Source organism: Chloroflexota bacterium (genome assembly GCA_026713825.1).
Lineage (GTDB): Bacteria > Chloroflexota > Dehalococcoidia > Lucifugimonadales > UBA1127 > UBA1127.
Window position 1 is genome coordinate 13,559 of the sequence record JAPONS010000108.1, and the last position, 17,965, is coordinate 31,523.

At 64.6% G+C, this 17,965-nt stretch carries 24 protein-coding genes; 17 read left to right on the forward strand and 7 right to left on the reverse strand.

Going from position 1 to position 17,965, the window contains the following annotated elements; genetic code table 11:
* Window positions 1-55: 55 nt before the first annotated feature.
* Window positions 56-718, reverse strand: a complete 663-nt coding sequence (locus OXC99_12270; GenBank protein MCY4625756.1) for a GPP34 family phosphoprotein — start codon at window positions 716-718, stop codon at window positions 56-58.
* A gap of 186 nt (window positions 719-904) precedes the next feature.
* Here OXC99_12270 and OXC99_12275 point away from each other — a divergent pair, with 186 nt between their 5' ends.
* The 4 genes from OXC99_12275 to OXC99_12290 all read left to right on the forward strand — a co-directional run bounded on the left by OXC99_12275 (window position 905) and on the right by OXC99_12290 (window position 3,723).
* Window positions 905-1,150 carry a hypothetical protein gene (locus tag OXC99_12275; protein ID MCY4625757.1) on the forward strand — a complete coding sequence of 82 codons (246 nt, stop codon included), beginning with the start codon at window positions 905-907 and terminating at the stop codon, window positions 1,148-1,150.
* Between the two features lie 81 nt (window positions 1,151-1,231).
* On the forward strand, window positions 1,232-1,843 hold the full coding sequence (locus OXC99_12280) for a hypothetical protein (protein MCY4625758.1): 612 nt from the start codon (window positions 1,232-1,234) through the stop codon (window positions 1,841-1,843).
* Between the two features lie 136 nt (window positions 1,844-1,979).
* Window positions 1,980-2,597 (forward strand): antibiotic biosynthesis monooxygenase, encoded by a 618-nt coding sequence (locus OXC99_12285; GenBank protein MCY4625759.1) that lies wholly within the window; start codon window positions 1,980-1,982, stop codon window positions 2,595-2,597.
* Window positions 2,598-2,673: 76 nt separating this feature from the next.
* Window positions 2,674-3,723 (forward strand): 2-dehydropantoate 2-reductase, encoded by a 1,050-nt coding sequence (locus OXC99_12290; GenBank protein ID MCY4625760.1) that lies wholly within the window; start codon window positions 2,674-2,676, stop codon window positions 3,721-3,723.
* Window positions 3,724-4,027: 304 nt separating this feature from the next.
* On the opposite strand, the gene OXC99_12295 is transcribed toward OXC99_12290, so the two are convergent.
* Entirely contained in the window at window positions 4,028-5,386 is a 1,359-nt protein-coding gene (locus tag OXC99_12295) for an MmgE/PrpD family protein (protein MCY4625761.1), read from the reverse strand.
* Between the two features lie 681 nt (window positions 5,387-6,067).
* Between OXC99_12295 and OXC99_12300 the strand changes: the two genes are divergently transcribed.
* The 9 genes from OXC99_12300 (at window position 6,068) to ruvA (ending at window position 10,520) form a co-directional block, all read left to right on the forward strand.
* Entirely contained in the window at window positions 6,068-6,403 is a 336-nt protein-coding gene (locus tag OXC99_12300) for a DsrE family protein (GenBank protein ID MCY4625762.1), read from the forward strand.
* 33 nt (window positions 6,404-6,436) lie between these two features.
* Complete coding sequence (locus OXC99_12305) at window positions 6,437-6,853, forward strand: DsrE family protein (GenBank protein ID MCY4625763.1); 417 nt, start codon at window positions 6,437-6,439, stop codon at window positions 6,851-6,853.
* A 78-nt stretch (window positions 6,854-6,931) separates the two neighbouring features.
* Window positions 6,932-7,315, forward strand: a complete 384-nt coding sequence (locus OXC99_12310; protein ID MCY4625764.1) for a DsrE family protein — start codon at window positions 6,932-6,934, stop codon at window positions 7,313-7,315.
* Between the two features lie 182 nt (window positions 7,316-7,497).
* A complete protein-coding gene (gene rpsP, locus OXC99_12315) occupies window positions 7,498-7,746 on the forward strand; it encodes a 30S ribosomal protein S16 (GenBank protein MCY4625765.1) in 249 nt (82 codons plus the stop codon).
* Between the two features lie 3 nt (window positions 7,747-7,749).
* On the forward strand, window positions 7,750-7,977 hold the full coding sequence (locus OXC99_12320) for a KH domain-containing protein (GenBank protein ID MCY4625766.1): 228 nt from the start codon (window positions 7,750-7,752) through the stop codon (window positions 7,975-7,977).
* Between the two features lie 68 nt (window positions 7,978-8,045).
* Window positions 8,046-8,525, forward strand: coding sequence for a ribosome maturation factor RimM (rimM, locus tag OXC99_12325; protein ID MCY4625767.1), 480 nt, complete (start codon window positions 8,046-8,048; stop codon window positions 8,523-8,525).
* A gap of 81 nt (window positions 8,526-8,606) precedes the next feature.
* The gene (locus OXC99_12330; GenBank protein MCY4625768.1) at window positions 8,607-9,365 is read left to right on the forward strand and encodes a YebC/PmpR family DNA-binding transcriptional regulator; all 759 of its coding nucleotides are present in this window, start codon (window positions 8,607-8,609) and stop codon (window positions 9,363-9,365) included.
* Between the two features lie 7 nt (window positions 9,366-9,372).
* A complete protein-coding gene (gene ruvC / locus OXC99_12335; protein MCY4625769.1) occupies window positions 9,373-9,894 on the forward strand; it encodes a crossover junction endodeoxyribonuclease RuvC in 522 nt (173 codons plus the stop codon).
* A gap of 44 nt (window positions 9,895-9,938) precedes the next feature.
* Window positions 9,939-10,520, forward strand: coding sequence for a Holliday junction branch migration protein RuvA (ruvA, locus tag OXC99_12340; GenBank protein ID MCY4625770.1), 582 nt, complete (start codon window positions 9,939-9,941; stop codon window positions 10,518-10,520).
* A gap of 77 nt (window positions 10,521-10,597) precedes the next feature.
* Here ruvA and OXC99_12345 read toward each other — a convergent pair whose 3' ends face one another.
* From OXC99_12345 to ligA, 3 genes are all read right to left on the reverse strand, one after another.
* Window positions 10,598-10,924: an NIPSNAP family protein gene (locus OXC99_12345; protein ID MCY4625771.1), complete on the reverse strand. Its 327-nt coding sequence runs from the start codon at window positions 10,922-10,924 to the stop codon at window positions 10,598-10,600.
* A gap of 70 nt (window positions 10,925-10,994) precedes the next feature.
* Window positions 10,995-11,585 carry an aminoacyl-tRNA hydrolase gene (gene pth, locus OXC99_12350; protein MCY4625772.1) on the reverse strand — a complete coding sequence of 197 codons (591 nt, stop codon included), beginning with the start codon at window positions 11,583-11,585 and terminating at the stop codon, window positions 10,995-10,997.
* A 71-nt stretch (window positions 11,586-11,656) separates the two neighbouring features.
* On the reverse strand, window positions 11,657-13,669 hold the full coding sequence (gene ligA / locus OXC99_12355) for an NAD-dependent DNA ligase LigA (GenBank protein ID MCY4625773.1): 2,013 nt from the start codon (window positions 13,667-13,669) through the stop codon (window positions 11,657-11,659).
* A 171-nt stretch (window positions 13,670-13,840) separates the two neighbouring features.
* On the opposite strand from ligA, the gene OXC99_12360 reads away from it, so the two are divergent.
* Both OXC99_12360 and OXC99_12365 read left to right on the forward strand, forming a co-directional pair.
* Window positions 13,841-15,148, forward strand: a complete 1,308-nt coding sequence (locus OXC99_12360) for a DUF1015 domain-containing protein (GenBank protein MCY4625774.1) — start codon at window positions 13,841-13,843, stop codon at window positions 15,146-15,148.
* A gap of 201 nt (window positions 15,149-15,349) precedes the next feature.
* Entirely contained in the window at window positions 15,350-15,922 is a 573-nt protein-coding gene (locus OXC99_12365) for a sulfite oxidase-like oxidoreductase (GenBank protein MCY4625775.1), read from the forward strand.
* Here OXC99_12365 and OXC99_12370 read toward each other — a convergent pair.
* Together OXC99_12370 and OXC99_12375 are read right to left on the reverse strand one after the other, a co-directional pair.
* Window positions 15,912-16,208 carry a hypothetical protein gene (locus OXC99_12370; protein MCY4625776.1) on the reverse strand — a complete coding sequence of 99 codons (297 nt, stop codon included), beginning with the start codon at window positions 16,206-16,208 and terminating at the stop codon, window positions 15,912-15,914. The two genes, OXC99_12365 and OXC99_12370, sit on opposite strands and share 11 nt — an antisense overlap.
* A 254-nt stretch (window positions 16,209-16,462) precedes the next feature.
* Entirely contained in the window at window positions 16,463-16,624 is a 162-nt protein-coding gene (locus OXC99_12375) for a hypothetical protein (protein MCY4625777.1), read from the reverse strand.
* 198 nt (window positions 16,625-16,822) lie between these two features.
* On the opposite strand from OXC99_12375, the gene OXC99_12380 reads away from it, so the two are divergent.
* Window positions 16,823-17,332, forward strand: coding sequence for a MerR family transcriptional regulator (locus tag OXC99_12380; protein MCY4625778.1), 510 nt, complete (start codon window positions 16,823-16,825; stop codon window positions 17,330-17,332).
* Between the two features lie 20 nt (window positions 17,333-17,352).
* The gene (locus tag OXC99_12385) at window positions 17,353-17,964 is read left to right on the forward strand and encodes a nucleotide exchange factor GrpE (GenBank protein MCY4625779.1); all 612 of its coding nucleotides are present in this window, start codon (window positions 17,353-17,355) and stop codon (window positions 17,962-17,964) included.
* The last annotated feature ends 1 nt before the right edge of the window (window position 17,965 follow it).

Genomic DNA, 17,965 nt, shown 5'->3' on the forward strand with positions numbered 1-17,965 from the left:
GAAAATAAAGGGCGGGCCCTTTCAGGGCCCGCCCTTGACTGCGAGTTGTGGGAGCTTAGTACAAGTGCGGCTGCACCGCCGTCGCGATGGAGACCTCGATGTCGCGGATGGCCTGCGTCATCGCCTGCCCGATGAGGTCCAGCCTGCGCACCTGCTCAACCCGCTCGGACACGCGTTCCAACTCCTTGCCGGAGAGCATGTTCTTGAAGATGCCCGTCGCGTCGGCCAGCCCGATAATGACGATATCCCGAGGATCTGGAATGTCGTCACTCAGCAGTACATTCATAATGCGGCGCTGCACCGCTCGCTCTTGAGTGTCGTCCACAGTGGGGTACTGGGTCGACTTGAACACCCACAGGAAGCGGTTTTCCCGCTCTTCCAGGACCCCCGCCGCGATCAGGCGCTTTAGGCACTCGTCCCGTGTGGCGACGGCCCGCTCGGCCTCCCGCTCTACCCAGTAGCGCGCATCGCGCTCTCCGCCTGCCGCAGTGTCCGCGGCGATGTCCGCAAGTGCCGGGTCGAGCAGAGAGTCGCCTATCGGCGTCCCGTCGACGAGGATCAGCCGCTCCAGGTCCGTGTCGATGCGGTTCTCCAGCGCCAGGTCCATCAGCACCCCGCCGGCAAGGGCATAGTCCATCGACCAACTGGGTATGTGGGAGAAGTTCCCCGACTCGTCATCCAGCAGCAGCAGGACCATCTCTTCAGCGAATCGCAGCATGTTGCTACCCTCTCTTGTGAATTGGGCCGCTCATCACGCCTGCCCGGCATCGGGCCCTTCTATCGGCTGGCCTCATTATAGCACCCCCTTGCGGGGCAAGGGGGCAACAACAATGCCCGTTGGCGGAGATTACGGCTGCACGTACACGGATGCAACCCATGTGCCCGCAATTATGGCGTATAATTCATGGCAGGGCTTAGTCCCGCTGCAATCACGAGCGGGGCTGACGTCGCCTTCGAGGAGATACTCGATATGCCCACTGTCCTGAAGACCGCCGCACACCTCCTGCTGTTCATCGTGGCCGTCGCCGTCTTCTACGTTGGTCTGGGCGTCGGCCTCACCGCGAACCCCACTATCGGCACATTCCTCTGGCTCGCCGCCGCCTCGATAATCGCCGCCAACATCGTCTGGCTCGTGCGCTCCCGCCGCTGACCCCGCCCCGGCTCGATGCCGTTTGACGCCCTGCCCCCCTCCCAATAGAATCAGCCCGAAACTCCTGTTGGGAGGCATGCCATGTACCTCGTCCAGGAAATCCTTCACTTTGGCAACGGCCGAAACGCTGAGGCCATAAAACGCCTCAACTGGATCCACTCGCTCATGCAGCCCCAGCCCGGCTTTGTCTGCGCTCAGGTCTGCGCCTACCTTGGCAATTCCTCCCGCCACCTCGTCCTGCGCATGTGGGAGGACAAAGACGCCTTCCTGGCCTTCCGCGCCACTCCCGACGGCTCGGGCTACTCCGCCAACCGGCCGCCCGGCATCTACGAAGGCCAGCCCTGCGGCCGCGAGTGGGATCTCGCCGCCGAGACCCTCGGCCCCGCCGCCGGCAACTGGCTCATGCGCGGCGAGTTCGACATCGCCGAGGGCCGCTGGGACGATTACTTCATCCTCCGCAAGATGCAGGACCAGACGCACCTCGCGTCGGGCGGCCTTGTGGTTGCCCGCCAGTTCAAGCAGTTGGACGCTGAGAACGTCGCCCTCATGCTCATCCGCAAGACGGGCCGCGCAGACCACCTCAAGTACATGGAAAACGAGAATCTGCCCGGCGCCAACTCGGACCGCCCCCGTGGAACCTTCACCGCCCGCGGCAACGAGTACTACGAGATCGTCGACGAGACCCTGCCCTAGGCCGACCGCCGGCTCTGCGCTCACGTCCTGGCTGCGACAGCGTCTCAAGATGCGCCCTTCAATTGACGCCGTATACGGCGCCACATACAATCGGCCTGCATGACGGCGGTTCTGGCGCGTAGTTGCGGAGGTAGATATGTACTTGATGCAAGAGATCCTGCAAGTTGCCAACGGTCGAAACAAAGAGGCGGTGAAGCGCCTCCAGTGGATCCATTCGCTGATGCAGCCCCAGCCCGGCTTTGTGCGCGCTCAGATTTGCCAGTACCTCGGCAATTCCATGCGCCACCTCATCCTGCGTATGTGGGACGACAGGGAATCCTTTGAAGCCTTCCGCGCTACCCCTGAGGGCGCCGGTTACCCCCAGAGCCGTCCCGCCGGCCTCTACGAGGGCCAGCCCTGCGGACGCGACTGGCAGCTCCTCCAGGAGTCCAACGGCCTCGCCACCGGCAACTTCCTCATTCGCTCTGAATTCGACGTCGCCGGTGACCACTGGGACGACTACCTCACCATCCGCAAGGCCCAGGACCGCATCCACCGGCAGGCCGGCGGGTTCCAGTACGCCTGGAACTTCAAGGAGCTCGGTGAGGGCGACGGAGCGCTCCTCCTCGTCCGAAAGACCAGCCGCGAGGATCACATGGTCTACGTCGAGAGCCTGCTCAAGTCCCAGCTCCGAGACAGCAGCCCGCAGGGCATCTCCAAGCCCCGCGGTGACTACATGGAATACTACGATATCATCGACGAGGTCACGCCGTAGTCCCGGCTCGCCTCTCGAGATACTCATTTCCGGTTGACTGTTGCGGCGTCTGACTCTCGCGCACAAGGGGTAAGAAATGGCAACTCGAATCGGCATCATGGGCGCGGGAGCCCTCGGCAGCTACGTCGGCGCCTTCCTCGCCCGCGCCGGTGAGGACGTCACCATGGTCGATATGTGGCCCGAGCACGTCGAGACCATGAAGCGGGACGGCCTCCGCGCCAGCGGCAGCCAGGGCGATTTCACCGTTCCCATCAACGCCCTGCACCTGACCGAGGCCCAGAACATCACCGACCAGTTCGACTACGCCTTCATCGCCCTCAAGTCCTACGACACCGAGTGGGCGACCCACTTCATCAGGCGCTACGTCAAGCCCGATGGCTGCTTCATCTCCCTGCAGAACTGCTGGAATGACCCGACCGTCGGCGCCATCGTCGGCCAGGAGCGCGCCATGGGCTGCATCGCCTCCCACATTGAGGTCGCCCTGTGGGAGCCCGGCCACGTCCAGCGCGGCGGCGCCGTCGGCCGCGACTCCGGCCACGTCGTCTTCCGCGTCGGCGAGCAGACCCTGCAGGTCACCGAGCGCTCGGAGTACGTCGCCTCCCTGCTCGACAACATCGACGCCGCCTACGCCACCGACAACCTCTGGGGCGAGCGATGGGCCAAGCTCTGCCAGAACTCCATGGGCAACGCCATCTCCGCCATGACCGCCATGGGCACCAACGAGCTCGCCGTCGACCAGCGGTGCCGCACCATCTCCATCAACCTCGCCAGGGAGGCCGCCAGCGTCGGCCTCGCCCTCGGCTACAACGTCGTCGACATCAACGGCAAACCGGCCCAGCTCTGGGCCGACGCGGAGCGCGGCGACGTCTATGAGGAGCTCGACAACTACTTCGCCAACCGCCGCACGCGCGTCAACTGGCTCGCCTCCATGGCCCAGGACGTCCACAAAGGCCGACGCTCTGAGGTCGCCTTCATGAACGGCCTGGTCTGCGCCAAGGGCCGCGAGGTCAGCATCCCCACCCCCTACAACGACGCCATAGTCTCCGCCATGCAGCTAATAGACGACCGCATCAAACCCGCCGGCCCGGAGCTCATCGACATCGTCCTGCAAGGCGTCGGCGCGTAGTCCCTTCCCCTTGACGGGGGAAGGTTAGGATGGGGGTGCCCCACCCAAGTCCGCCGTAGGGACGATTCGCGAATCGCCCGTCCTGCGACAGCGGGAACCCCCGCCTGCCCATCCGCTCACCCTCATCCTGTCGAAGGGTTACCCGAACGGCCAAGCCGTTACCCCAACCCCCCATACCGGCGAATGCCGGTATCCAGAAAGGGGCAACCCTCGTGGTTCCCCTCTCCCGCTATAGTCCTTTCCCTCTTGATGTCGGCAGTCGCAGCGTAACCCCCCGTTGGCCCTGAGCCCGTCGCTGCACCCTCTACCCCGCCAGCAACCCCCGCAGCGACCGAACGTCGTCCACCGACTCCAGCCCGCGCACCGCCGAGATCAGCCCGTCCGCCTTCTCCTCGCCGAGCGCCGGCACGAGCAGGTCCCGCGCCTTAGCCTCGACCTCTTCCGTCGTCATCGGGTTCTCCATCGTCCCCCGCACGGCCACCACGTGGTCGCGGTACGTCGCGCCGTCCGTCGTCGTCACCTCCACGATCGCCTGTCGAGGGCTCTCAGGCGTCACCAGCGCGTCGTCCCCTACCAGCTCCACCTTCTCCCGGATCGCCAGCATCGCCGGGTCCATGAAGCGCTCGTAGTCGTGCGCCGCCGCGAACGAAATCCCGCCATCCACCAGGTACACCGCCATCATGTGCTGCAGGCAAATGTTCGGCATCTCGCGATTGTTCACCGTGCGAGCGCCGCCCACGCCCATCATCACCTTGATGTGCTCCACCTCGTCCGGCCGCAGCGGGTGCTCGTCCAGGATGTGCCCCAGCGCGTCCGCCGCCGCTTGGATCGGCGAGCCAACGCAGTGCTTCTTGATGTTCGTGCGCAAGACCTCGTACCGCTCGCCCAGCTCCGCCACCATCTCCCCCGGCTGCGGCGACGGCGAGAACGACCGGAAGAAGTTGCGCTCCCCCTCGAACACGTTCCACACGCCCGTGAACCCCATGTCGACCAATACCGCCGCGGTCACCCCGCTCCGCGCTGGCATCCCCGCGAAGTCAAACGCCTTCTCGATGTGGTCCGTATCCCGCGCCCACGTCGGAATCCCCGACGTCTGCTGGGCAGTGTACGAGATCAGGTAGCGCATCTGGTCCTCGCTCGTGTCCGTGCACGCACCCGCCGCCGTCGCGGCCCCGAACAGCCCGCCGAGGCTGTGGCTGCTGAACCCGCGCTCCGCCTCCAGCGTGTACCGTTCGCCCAGCGAGTGCATGACTCGGGCGCACATGTCGTACCCCAGCACGACGGCGTTCAGCAGCCGCCGCCCGGACACCGCGTTCCGCTCGCCCATCGCCATCGCCGCCGGCACGATGCCGCACCCCGGGTGCGTCCCCGACGGCGCATGCGAGTCGTCCGTCTCGTCGGCGTGCGCCAGGAAGCCGTTGGCCATCGCCGCCGTCACCGCCGTCGTCAGGAAGGGTGTCGAGAGCACCTGCGCCTCCTCGGTCCCGCCCTGGCTGCGCGCAAACTCGATCGCCATGCGCCCCGGCTCCAGCGCTGCTCCCGAGACCATCGCCGCGATGGTGTCGAGAATGTGGTGTTTGGCCTTTGCCGCCACCTCCGGCGGAAGCGCCGCATCCCGGGCCTGCACCATGTACCGCGCGAGGGTCTCCATCTCTCCGGCCATAACTCCTCCTTGCCGGCCGATTCCGCTGCCGGGCCTCGCGCCGCAGTATCAGACGAGGGCCCCACAGCGTCAATGCGAGCCACCCTGACACAGACACATTGCCTGGACGCCGCGCCCATCGCTACCCTTCTCCCATGCACTACTGCTTCATCACGCTCAAGCAGGCCGTCAGTCAAGAGAAGCGCCGCTGCCAGGTGGTAGCCAGCGATGTCTTCTACCCAGCGATGCGCGAATCAGCCAACAGAATACTTGGTAGGCTGGCCAGGAGATTTTCTCATTCGTGTTGTAGCCAAAATGTGCCGCATCAGCTACAAAGGGAACACCGAAACAAGGGGGTGCCGGTGTCCCCCCCTGCACAAGGATGCGCGGATTGGTCAACAGAATACTGGGTTGCTGGGCCAAGAGAGTTTTTCACTCGTGTTGTAGCTAATATGTGCCGCATCAGCTACAAAACGTGTCAAATTCAACCTCCATGCGGCAAGGGCGCTTCCAGAATGGCTCGCAAGGGATGGAGGCGCCACTCGTGCCCGGAATCCAGCAGGCCCACGGTAGCCGCATGTGCCGAAGACAGTCCCTGCGTTTGGCAAAACTTGACCCCGCAGGTATCCTATCCGCACCCACAAGCGCGGATAGCGCAGGATTCATGGTGTGCAACACGCACTGCCAGGAAGGGAGGTAACTGTGGCAGACTACTTGCTAGTGGAGTCCCGGGACCCGTTCGAGTACGCCGACACGTCCTACTTCTATCAGATGGCGGAAGACCTCTGTAAGGCCGGCAACAACGTCACCTTCTTCCTGGTGCAGAACGGCGTCATCATGGCCCGCAAGGGCATCTCCAACGACGCCATCGCCAGGCTCCGGAGCGCCGCGCCGTCCGTCAAGATCCTCGCCGACGAGTTCTCCCTGCGCGAGCGCGCCATCACTGCCGACAAGCTCGCCGACGGCGTCGCCTCGTCCGGCGTGGACGCCCTCGTCGACATGCTCGCCGTTCCCGGCGTCAAGGCCGTCTGGCACTAGGCCGGACTCTCATCCCGAAGGAGGACTAGCACAATGACTACATCAGGTGACAAGACAATCACCATCGCCCTCATGGACCCGCCGTACGAGTCCGGCACGACCACCACCGCCCTCCGCATCGTCGACGCCGCCCTGCGCAAGGGCATCAACGTCAACGTCTTTGCATATGAGGGCGCGGTCAACATGACCATGAAGGCCCAGGCCCCTCACCCAAACCCAGTCAAGGGCACCAGCATCGAAGAGCAGGACCACCCCAGCACGGCCCGGTTCATCGCCGGTCTGTTCGAGTTGTCGCAGTCCGGCCCCGCGCTCGACTGGATCAACTGCGGCCTCTGCGTCGACGAGCGCGGCGCCGGTGACTGGATCGAGGGCCCGCGCCGCGGCGGCCCCGGCGACCTGTTCAAGATGTCTCAGGCAAGCACCAACACGCTGATTATCGGGACGCGCTAGCTGCCTTACCCCCTTCCCCTCTGGGGGAAGGTTGGGATGGGGGTAGACAGCGACTATACCAAAATCCAGGAGGCAATCATGGCCGGAATTCTCTCCGTCGTGGAGCGCGCCTACCACGGCACCATTGAGGAGCAGGATGACACCATCCTGTGGGTCAGCCACATGCTCAAGAACGCGGGCGCGGACCTCTCCGTGCTCCTGCGCAGCAACGCGGTCAACTACGCCGTCAAGGGCCAGGACGCCAGCGGCCTGAGCATCGGCGGCGTAGAGCTCAGCGTGCCCCCGCGCCTCGACGACGACGTCATCGCGCTGGCTAACTCCGGCGCGCCCGTCTACGTCGTCGCCGAGGACCTCGCCGACCGTGGCATCTCCGCCGGCGACCTCTGCGATGGCGTCCAGACCGTCTCCCGCGCGGACCTCGCCAAGCTCTTCGACGACCACGACGCCATCTGGCACTGGTAAGAAAGCTGGCAGCCCGGTTTGGGGATCGCGGAATTGTTGCTGGGGGGCATGGAAGCCTTTGGCGTGTACTGGTTTCCCCGTACCGAGAGATGACTTCACGGTGGGCGGGAGCGTTTGACAGTATCGAGAACGCCTACCTATAATACGTTTGACTATTTGCCCTTTAAGGAGTCTTTGCATCTATGTTGCGAATCCGCCTGCGCCGAATGGGGAAGAAAAAGCAGCCCAGCTACCGGGTTGTTGTAATGGACGCTCGGTCTCCACGGGACGGCGGCTACATTGACCAGGTCGGGCTCTACAACCCCCGCACGGAACCCGCGACAGTGGAGATAGATACTGACAAGGCGCTGGCGTGGATGAAGAACGGCGCCCAACCTTCTCAGCCGGTGCAACGCCTGCTGCGGAACCTGGGAGTGCTGGAGAAGGCATAACCCATGCGTGAGCTCATCGAGTACATTGCCAAGTCCCTCGCGCACAACCCCGATGCCGTCAAGGTGACGCAGGTCGAGGAGGAAGGCGTTTACGTCATCCAGCTCGATGTCGACCCCGACGACAAGGGGCGCATCATCGGCAAGCAGGGCCGTGTCGCTGAGGCCATGCGCGTTCTGCTGCGCGTGGTCGCCATCAAGCAGGGCGTCCGCGCGTCGCTCCAGATCCTGTAGCCCTAGCGACCGGCCCGGAACTGCCCATGCCGTCTCCCTCCGAAGAACGCAAACCGCAGCCTGACCGCTTGGTTGCCGCCCGTATCCTCGGCCCTTGGGGCCGCCACGGCCACCTCCGTATCGCCTCCCTCAGTGACGTCCCCGACCGCTTTGCCCCCGGCGCCCGTTTCCTCATCGGTGACGACACCTACGTCAGCGAGGGCGCGTCTCAGCAGGGCAAGTCCCTCCTCATCAAGCTCCGCGGCGTAGACACTCGCTGGGACGCCGACGACCTCCGCGGCGAGCTCCTTGAGACCCCCGTTGAGGAGGCCGCTGCCCTGCCCGAGGGCGCCTACTACCAGCACCAGGTCATTGGCCTCGCCGTGCGCACAACGGACGGCCGCGACCTCGGCACACTCTCGGACATCATTGAGACCGGCAGCAATGACGTCTACGTCGTGCGCGGCCCGGACGGTGAACACCTCATCCCGGCCATCCCCGATATCGTGCAGGACGTGGACATGGAGACCGGCGTGATCACCATCGAGACTGTGCCAGGACTACTTTGACCTCACGTCAGCGACGCCTGTAGAATGCCCCTAGCAGGCCCGCCACGGTGGGCCAGCCCATGCACCGCAGAGGAGGTGGCCGTGAGCGGACACTCCAAATGGTCCACAATCAAACACCAGAAGGGCGCCGCTGACGCCAAGCGCGGCCAGCTCTTCACCCGCCTGACCAAGGAAATCGCCGTAGCCGCAAAGGCCGGCGGTGGTGACCCCGACATGAACCCCCGCCTGCGCCTTGCCGTCCAGCAGGCCAAGCAGAACAACATGCCCCTCGACAATATCGAGCGCGCCATCAAGCGGGCCACCGGCCAGTTGGGCGAAGATGTTGTGCTGGAAGAGCTGGTCTATGAGGGGTTCAGTCCTGGCGGCGCTGCCATCATAGTTGTTGCCGTGACAGACAACCGAAACCGCGCATCCTCGGAGGTGCGCAACGTCTTTGACCGTAACAACGGCAAGATGGGGCAGGTCGGCTCAGTAGGCTGGATGTTTGAGCAGAAGGGCGTCATCACCCTGCAGATCTCCGAAGAGCAGATGGAGGAGGCCGAACTCCTTGCCATCGAGCACGGCGCGGAGGACATCACTGACGACGACACCAGCATTGAGGTCCGCACCGCCCCTGAGAACTTTGAGGCCGTCCGCCGTGCCTTGGAGGAGGCCGGCCTGGCTCCCGTCTCCGCCGAGGTCACCCTCGTCCCGACCACCCAGGCCGGCCTCGACGAGCGCGCCGCCGAGCAGACCCTCAAGCTGCTGGACCGCCTCGAGGGTCTGGACGACGTCCAGAAGGTCGTAACCAACGCAGACTTCCCTGAAGCCGTCCTGGAAAAGTACGCGACGGCGGCCTAGGCGCGCCATGGGCCAGCGCATCCTCGGCATAGACCCCGGCACCATCCAGTTCGGCTACGGCCTGCTGGAAGCCGAACGCGGCGATGCCACCTATCTCACGGCCGGGGTCATCAAGGCCCCACGCTCACAGGAGATTGGCGAGCGCCTCCATCGCATCCACGCCGAGCTCCTTGCGCTGCTGGAGACGTGGCGCCCAAACGTCATCGCCGTCGAGGAGCCCTTCGTCCCGCCGGAGGTCGCCAGCCGGGGCGGCCACCGCACCAGCATCCGCTCCGCGATGGCCGTCGGGCAGGCCCAGGCCATCGCGCTGCTGGCGGCCGCTCACTACAGCCTGCCCGTCTTCCGCTACCCGCCGGCGCAGGTGAAGAACGCGGTATCGGGCTACGGTCAGGGCAGCAAGCAGCAGGTCGCCGCCATGGTCGGGATGCTCCTCGGTCTGCAAAAGCCGCCAGAGCCCGCGGACGCCACCGACGCCCTGGCAGTGGCCCTATGCCACCTACAGCACGAACGGCTTAACACCTTGGTATAGCCCGTGACAGACAACCCACAAGTACGCGAGAGGACAAAGCATAGATGATTTCAGGTGTGCGGGGAACACTGGAGGCCGTTGGCGCCGATTGGGTTAACGTGGGAGTCCGCGGGGTCACCTTCCGGGTCTCCGTGCCCTCCTCCGCCATCCCCACCCTCGGCGCCATAGGCGGCTCGGTCCACCTGCACACGCACCTCGTCGTCCGCGACGACGCCATGGAACTGCACGGCTTCCCGACAGACGACGCCCTCCAACTCTTCACCATGCTCATCGGCGTCTCCGGCATCGGCCCAAGGTTGGCCCACTCAATGCTCTCCGCCATGCCGGCCGAGACCCTCGCCGCGGCCATCGCCGCCGGCGACACCAAGGCCCTTGCGCAGGCGCCCGGCCTCGGCCAGCGTACGGCGGCCCGCGTGGTAGTTGAGCTCAAGGACAAGCTGGACATGGGCTTCACAAGCAGTGCTCCCGGCGTCCCCACCACAGGAGCGGCGAACGCCGTCACCGAGGCCCTCCAGGCGTTGGGCTACTCCCCCATTGAGGCCCGCCAGGCAGTCGCGGGCGGCGACACCACCCTCCCCGTCGAGGAGCAGGTCCGTCAGGCCCTCCAACGCATCGCCCAACGTTGAGGGACGTGCTTCAACTTCGTAGGGGCGATTCGCGAATCGCCCGTCCCGTCCGCAGACGGGAACCCCACCGCGAGCGCCTAGTTCAGCGGTGAAAAGTCCGTCGGGGCCAGCATCACGTTCTGGACGTCAGCCACGATGGGGCCGTCCTTCTCCGACTCCGCGAACACCCTCGCCCGCTCCGGGTCCTCCCGGAACGCCGCGAAGCAGCGGCTGCGTTCCTCGTAGCTCTCCCAGGCCAGCATGTAGATCAGCTCATGGCTGGACCCGCCAACCTGCGGCGTCCAGAACCCGATGATGCGGAAACCGTGCTCAGTGAACTTGGCCGCCGTGAAGTCTCGGAACCGCGCGACTACGTTAGGCAGCTTGCCGGGGCAGGCAGTGTAGGTCCGGAGCTCGTACAACATGGCCTCTCCTTGCGGTGCGGATTTCCACGCCATCATACACCAGCAAGGGCCTTCACACGGGGAGAGAGGGTCACTTGAAGGAATCCTCGTCGCTGTCCGGTGGCGCCTGGTTGAAGCGGTTCATAGCGGCCTCGACGCCCTCCGCCACGAAGCACGCCGCCGCCTCTGCCGCACGGGCCAGCAGCCGCTCGACGGACACCTCCTCTGAGTCCGTGAACCCTCCGAGCACGTGACGTATCGGGTCGTCCACCGGCGAGCGCCCCACGCCGATCCGAAGCCGCGGGATTTCCTGCTTCCCCAGCGTGTCAATGATGGAGCGCATCCCGTTGTGCCCGCCGTGGCCGCCTTCCGCACGCAGCCGAGTCACGCCTAGCGGCAGGTCCATGTCGTCATACACAATGAGCATGTCCTCCGGTTTCACCCTGAGGCGCGCTGTCAAGTACGCTACCGGCTCCCCGCTCAGGTTCATGAACGAGCGAGGCTTTGCCAGCGCGACCTGTGCGCCGTCAACCCACCCCTGACCGAGCAGCGCATAGCGGTTCTTGCGCTCCAGCGTGATGCCCCACTGCTTGCACAGCCGGTCCACCGTCATTGCGCCGATGTTGTGCCGCGTATTTGCGTACTTGGGCGTGGGGTTGCCCAAACCCACGATGACCTTCATGCCGCCGCCTGCATCGCAATTGCGTTGAGTTTCCTGCCCATGTTTCGAGGGGTCATATCAGTCGCGCCGCCTTATCCCGGCAATAGCGCCAGAAACTCTTCCTCGTTCAGCACCTGCGTACCATACTTCGAAGCCTGCGTAACCTTCGACGCACCCGGCTCTGCGCCCACGACGAGGTGCGTCGTCTTCTTCGTCACCGACCCCGACGCGGAGGCGCCGAGGGACCGCACCAGCTCCTCTCCCTGTGAGCGCGGCATGGCGGCGAGCGTCCCCGTAAAGCAGAACACCATGCCGGACATCGGCAGCCCCTCGGGAGGAGGCGGAGCCTCGTCCGCGTCCATCCGCAGCCCTGCGCCACGCAGCTTCTCAACAAGCCGCGCGTTGCCCTCGTCCGCAAAGAATCCCGCCACGCTCGCTGCAATCTTCGGCCCGACGCCTGGAATCGCCGTAAGCTCCTCCTCCGACGCTGCCCGCAGTCGCTCCATGTCGCCAAACGCCGAAGCCAGCAGCTCTGCTACCTCGCTGCCCACCAGCATGATGCCAAGGGCGACGAGCAGCCGGTGCAGGGGCCGGTCCTTGCTCTCCTCAATGTTCCGAAGCAGCTTGGCCGCCAGCAGCTCACCCATGCGCTCAAGCTGCACTAGGTCTTCCATCTTCAGCGAGTAGATGTCCGCCACGTCCGTGATCAGCCCGGAGTCCAGCAGCGACGTCGCGATCTTCGGCCCCATGCCGTCGATGTCCATAGCGCCCTTGGACACGAAGTGGAAGATGTGCTCCGCCAGTTGCGCCGGGCACGAGGCGCTGGTGCAGTAATGCGCCGCCTCGCCCTCCGCGCGAAGCACCCGGCTGCCGCACGCCGGGCATTGCTCCGGCATCGCGAATGGTGCCGCACCGGGCGGCCGTTGCTTCGGCAGGCTCCGCACCACCTGCGGGATCACCTCGCCGGCCCGCTCGACGACCACCGTGTCGCCCACGCGGATATCCTTCTCACTGATGTAGTCGGCGTTGTGCAGCGTCGCGTGCTGCACCGTCACGCCACCCACGAAGACCGGTTCCAACACGGCGAATGGATTGATACGCCCCGTGCGCCCCACGTTGACATTGATCTCCAGCACCCGCGTCGTCTCCTGCTGCGACGGCCATTTGAACGCGATCGCCCACCGAGGCTCGCGCCCAACCACGCCCAGTGTCTCCCAGTTCGCCCGGCTGTTCACCTTCACGACGGCGCCGTCGGTGTCGTAGTCCAGGTCCTCACGCCCTTCCAGCCACTCCCTGTAGTAGTCGAGCGCCCTTTCCGGCGTCTCGTAGTAACGGTTGTTCGGATTGGTGCGGATGCCCATGGAGCTGAGCCACTGCAGCAACTCCCACTGCGTTTCCGGCGCGGCGCCGCCTTCGGCGTAGCCAAGGGCGTATACCCAAATGTTCAGCGGCCGGGTCGCAGTCACGTTGGGGTCGAGCTGCCGCACACTGCCCGCCGCGCTGTTTCGAGGGTTTGCGTACAGGGGTAGCCCCTCGGCGGCGCGGGCCTCGTTCATGCGCCGGAAGCCATCGCGCCCCATGTAGATCTCACCGCGCACCTCCAGCAGCTCCGGCGGCGAGCCTAAGAGCTGAAGCGGAATGCTGCGGATGGTGCGGACATTCGCGGTCACGTCCTCGCCTCGCTGCCCGTCGCCCCGGGTCGCGCCGCGCTCAAGCACGCCGTTGCGATAAGTCAGCGACACCGCGAGCCCGTCGATCTTGAGCTCGCAAGTAACGGCGAAGTCGTCCCCGCCCAGCAGCCGGCGTGTTCGCTGCACCCACGCCATGTACTCGTCGTCGTCAAATGCGTTGGAGAGGCTGAACATCTGCCCCCGGTGTATCACCTCGGCAAAGCCATGCGCGGGTGGTGCCCCAACGCGCTGCGTCGGAGAGTCCGGCGTGACGAGGTCAGGATACTCAGCTTCCAGCTCGCGCAGCTCGCGCATCAGCGCGTCGTAGGCGGCGTCGCTGACGAAGGGATCGTCAAGGACGTAGTAGCGATAGTTGTGCTGCGCAAGCTCGGCCCGCAAGGCCTGCGCGCGAATGAGGGCTTCCGGTGAGGCCACGCTCAATCTCCTAACCGGTCGTAAGCGGAGCGCCAGGTGCGCGCTCCGCCAACCTAGGCTACCATCTCCCCCCGGAGCGTCAAGCTGTGCCAGTCGACCACCCCTTTGAGCCAACGGCACGCTTTGACTATACTGTCACCAACACCAACCGGAGGCTCTCCTTTGGCAGACGTGCGTCCATTCCGCGGAGTGCGCTTCAATCCCGATCGCTCCGGCGCCCTCGGCAACGTCCTGTGCCCGCCCTTTGACGAGATCAATGCCGAGCGCCGGGAAGCGCTTCTTGCCCGCGGTGGGCACAACGTCGTGCGGCTCGAGTCTCCCAAGCCCGAATCTGACGGCGCCGACATCTATGCCCAATCCGCCGCCCAGTTGCGGGCGTGGCTCGACGAGGGCGTCCTGGGGCAGGACCGCCGGCCCGCGTACTACGTCATGCAGGAGGAGTACGCCACCGAGTCCGGTCCGCGGCAGCGCGTCGGCGTTTTCGCGGCCGTCCACATCGAGGAGTACGAGCGCGCCATCGTCCTGCCGCACGAGTACACCCGCCGGGGACCCAAGGAAGATCGGCTGGCCATGATGGAGGCCTGCGGCGCCAACTTCAGCCCCATCATGGCAATGTACCGGGACCCCGGCGGCGTCCAGACGCTCCTCTGGGAAGCCATCGCCAACCGCGAGGCCGATGTTACCGCCGGTGCCCCCGGCGCCATCAACTACAAGCTCTGGCTCATCGACGACGACAATGCCGTCGGGCAGCTGCGTGGCCTCCTCAAGTCGTCTCCCATCTACATTGCCGACGGCCATCACCGTTACGAGACCGCTCTCGCCTATCGCGACAACGTCCGCAGCCGTGAGCGTGTACGTCTTGACACGCAGGCATCCGAATTCGTGCTTATGTGCCTCGTCGAGTTTGACGACCCGGGCATGCAGCTCCACTCCTTCCACCGGGCTCTTTCCGGTCTGTCTCGGGACAAACTCTCCGCGCTGCAGGAGCAGGTCTACGGTCTCTTCACCGTCGAGTCCCGCCCGCTGGGTGGCATGAATCCGGAGCGCATGGGTGATTTCCTCGATTCCACCTGGCGCACCCGCGGTGGCAAACCTGCCCTCGGCCTCATCGAGCCCGAGGAGGGTCGTCTCTCAGTCCTCTCCCTACGTGGCAACCTCGCCGCCGGTTCAATCCCCCACGCCCCAACCCCTGAGATGTACCAGTGCGAGGCATGGCTGCTGCATAGCGCTGTGTTGGACCCAGTTCTTGGCGGCAGCAGCGGCGATCAGGCTCAGGTCGACTTCATCCCGGAGCTCGACGTTCTACTTGCGCAGATAGAGCGCGGCGACTGCCAGGCAGCCTTCCTCGTCCCACCCCTGGACATGACCGTTTTCGAGTCCCTCGTCCGCGAGGGCCAGCGCCTGCCGCCGAAGACCACCTATTTCCTCCCTAAGCTCCCAACCGGGTTGGTCATGAACCTCCTCACTGGCGACGTTTAATGATTAAACCTGACTCTACCCTCCCTGGAAATAGCTGATTCATCGGGGCATATAGCGCCCCGCAACTTTGACACGACCCAACCACCCCGCTACGATGAACTAAAGGGCCGCTAGAAAGGCACAGCCATGCTGAAATGGTTCACCACCATGCTCTCGGGCGGCTATGAGGCCGAATCTACCGCCTCGGAGGTTGACCGCGCCATGCCGGAAGACGCCAATCTTCGCACCCCCGCTGGCCAGTACTTGACCGATAAGTTCCCCGTGCTGACCTTCGGCGGCACGCCCAGGATTGACATGGCCAAGTGGCGCTTCCGTGTCTTCGGTCTGGTCGAAGAGAAGCTTGAATGGACGTGGGACGACTTCACCGCCATGCCGCCCACGACCCTAACCGCAGACTTCCACTGCGTCACAACTTGGAGCCGTCTCGACAACACATGGGAGGGCATCTCCATCCATGAGGTCATGAAGCGCATCAAGCCGCTGCCCAACGCCGGCTATGTCATGTTCCACTGCTACGGCGGATACACGGCCAACGTCGCTCTCGACGTACTCACGGACGATGACGTTCTCTTCGCCTACAGGCACGACGATGCGCCGCTCCCCCCCGATCACGGCGGTCCGCTGCGCCTCGTAGTGCCCAAACGCTACGCGTGGAAGAGTCCCAAATGGGTCAACGGCATGGAGTTCATGGAGCGCGACAAGCCCGGCTTCTGGGAACAGCGCGGCTACCACATGGAGGGTGATCCGTGGAAGGAGCAGCGCTTCAGCTGGTAGCGTCGTGACGCTTACTCGCCCCGAACAGGATGTCCTCTGGCTCGAACGCCTTCAGCGCGACGGCCCACCCGATGTCGACCACCGCGATCTCTCCCTCGCACTGCGCCCCAGCCTCGAGCTTCTGCGCGCGCGACGCTTCTGGGAGGCCCACGAGTCGCTGGAGGACCTTTGGCGTGATGCCCCGTACCCGCTCCGCCTCTTTCATTACGCATTGATCAAGGTGGCTGTGGGCCTGCTGCACATGGAGCGCCGAAACCCGCTGCCCGCCGGTCGACAGCTTGCTCAAGCCGCTCTCTACCTCGAACCATTCACGCCAACCTTCGCCGGCCTCGACACCGACGCAATACTCGCGCAGGTCCAAGTCTGCCACAGTGCTCTGGCGGCAACCGCGAGTTCGTCGGTAAACTGGGACTCACTGCCAGAATTCCGGTTCCCGGACTCTGCGCCTGATTAACACCACCAATAGAGAAGGAGGCCCCGGTGACCGGGGCCTCCTAGATTCGTCCTACAGGGGGCCTTGCGGCCTATCCAGCCGAAACGTCAGGCAGCCTTTGCTCGCCGCATCTCTCGGGCTTTCGCAAGCAGATGAGGAGCAACGGCGCGCTCGAACCCGCACTGCAAGCAGTGGAGGGCATCGCCGGTGCCATCGTTCTGTAGCTGAATGTCACCCCTGCACTTAGGACAGGCCTTGAAGTAGATCATGTTGACCTCCCCTTTCCCAGAGCGTCTAGTGCTCTATGCCTTTGTTTAACGCTCTGTACATGTATAACGTTCCATCCGCCCGGAAGGATGCATGTTTTCGTAGCGATTTTGTTCTGACGCCTCTTTGCTCCCGACAGCATAATAACACTTGACACGGTGCGTATCAAGCATTATGATTCGAAATGCAAGGAGACGCCGATGGAGCGCCGTACGCGCCGTATTCAGCTCAGCACGGAAATAGTCTTCCCGCCGGCAACATCGGGCCGCGATGTGGAGGCTCGGCAGGCATCACAACTGCCCGTGCCGGCTGGTGCGCCAGCGCAAGAGCAACCGGTGGAGACCCTCGGCGTTTACGTTATCAGCGTTACAGCGCGCATCCTGCGCATGCATCCACAGACCCTTCGCAAGTACGAGAGGCTGGGCCTCGTCCATCCGTCTCGCAGCGAGGGTATGGTGCGCTATTACTCGGACCATGATCTCAACCGATTGCGGATGATCAAGTATCTGGTGGAGGAGCGCGGCATGAATCTTGCCGGTGTGGAGATGGCGCTGGAGATGGTAGCGCGCTTGCAGGAAATGCAGCGTGCGCTTGAGGGCCAGCGAGAGACCGGGGCAGCTGTCGCGCTCGAGAGCCATGTGCAGTCCGTCTTGGAGATGCTCCACTACGTGGAGCGCGACCAGGGCGCCAGCGGCCAAGTACAAACCTAGTCACTGCCAAAGGGGGACCGATGCCAGACCGCAGTTACGGCGCCCACGACGGCGAGGATCCACCTGTCGAAGGTGTTCTCCCGCCCGCGCCGGAGGCAACCGAGGAGGAGCGGCTTCAAGCGCTCCTGGATGAGGCAGACCGAGAGAAGGCGCAGTTCAGGGCCCTTGCCCAGCGGGCGCAGGCGGACCTCATGAACTATCGCAAACGCGCCGAGGAGGAGCGACAGGAGATTGTGGGCAACGCGGGAGCCCAGCTCATCCTCCGTGTCCTGCCCGTCCTTGATGACGTGGAACGTGCTCTCGCCCACGCAGCCAATGATGCACCGCAGTCCGAAACCGGCTGGCTCGAGGGGTTCCGGCTGATCGAGCGAAAGCTCCAGGGCATTCTCGCCGCCGAGGGGCTCCAGCGTATAGAGGCCGAGGACGCCGTCTTCAATCCCTTCGAGCACGAAGTCGTCGGTCAGTTCGACGTCGTCGGCCGCCGGGAAGGCGAGGTCCTGGAAGTGACGCGTCAGGGCTACAGAATGAACGGCAAGGTGCTCCGCCCTGCGCAGGTGATCGTGCAGGCCGGCCAGGGCAACAGTGAAGACACCAAGAATCCAAATGATCCAAACCAGCACAAGGAGGCGTAAC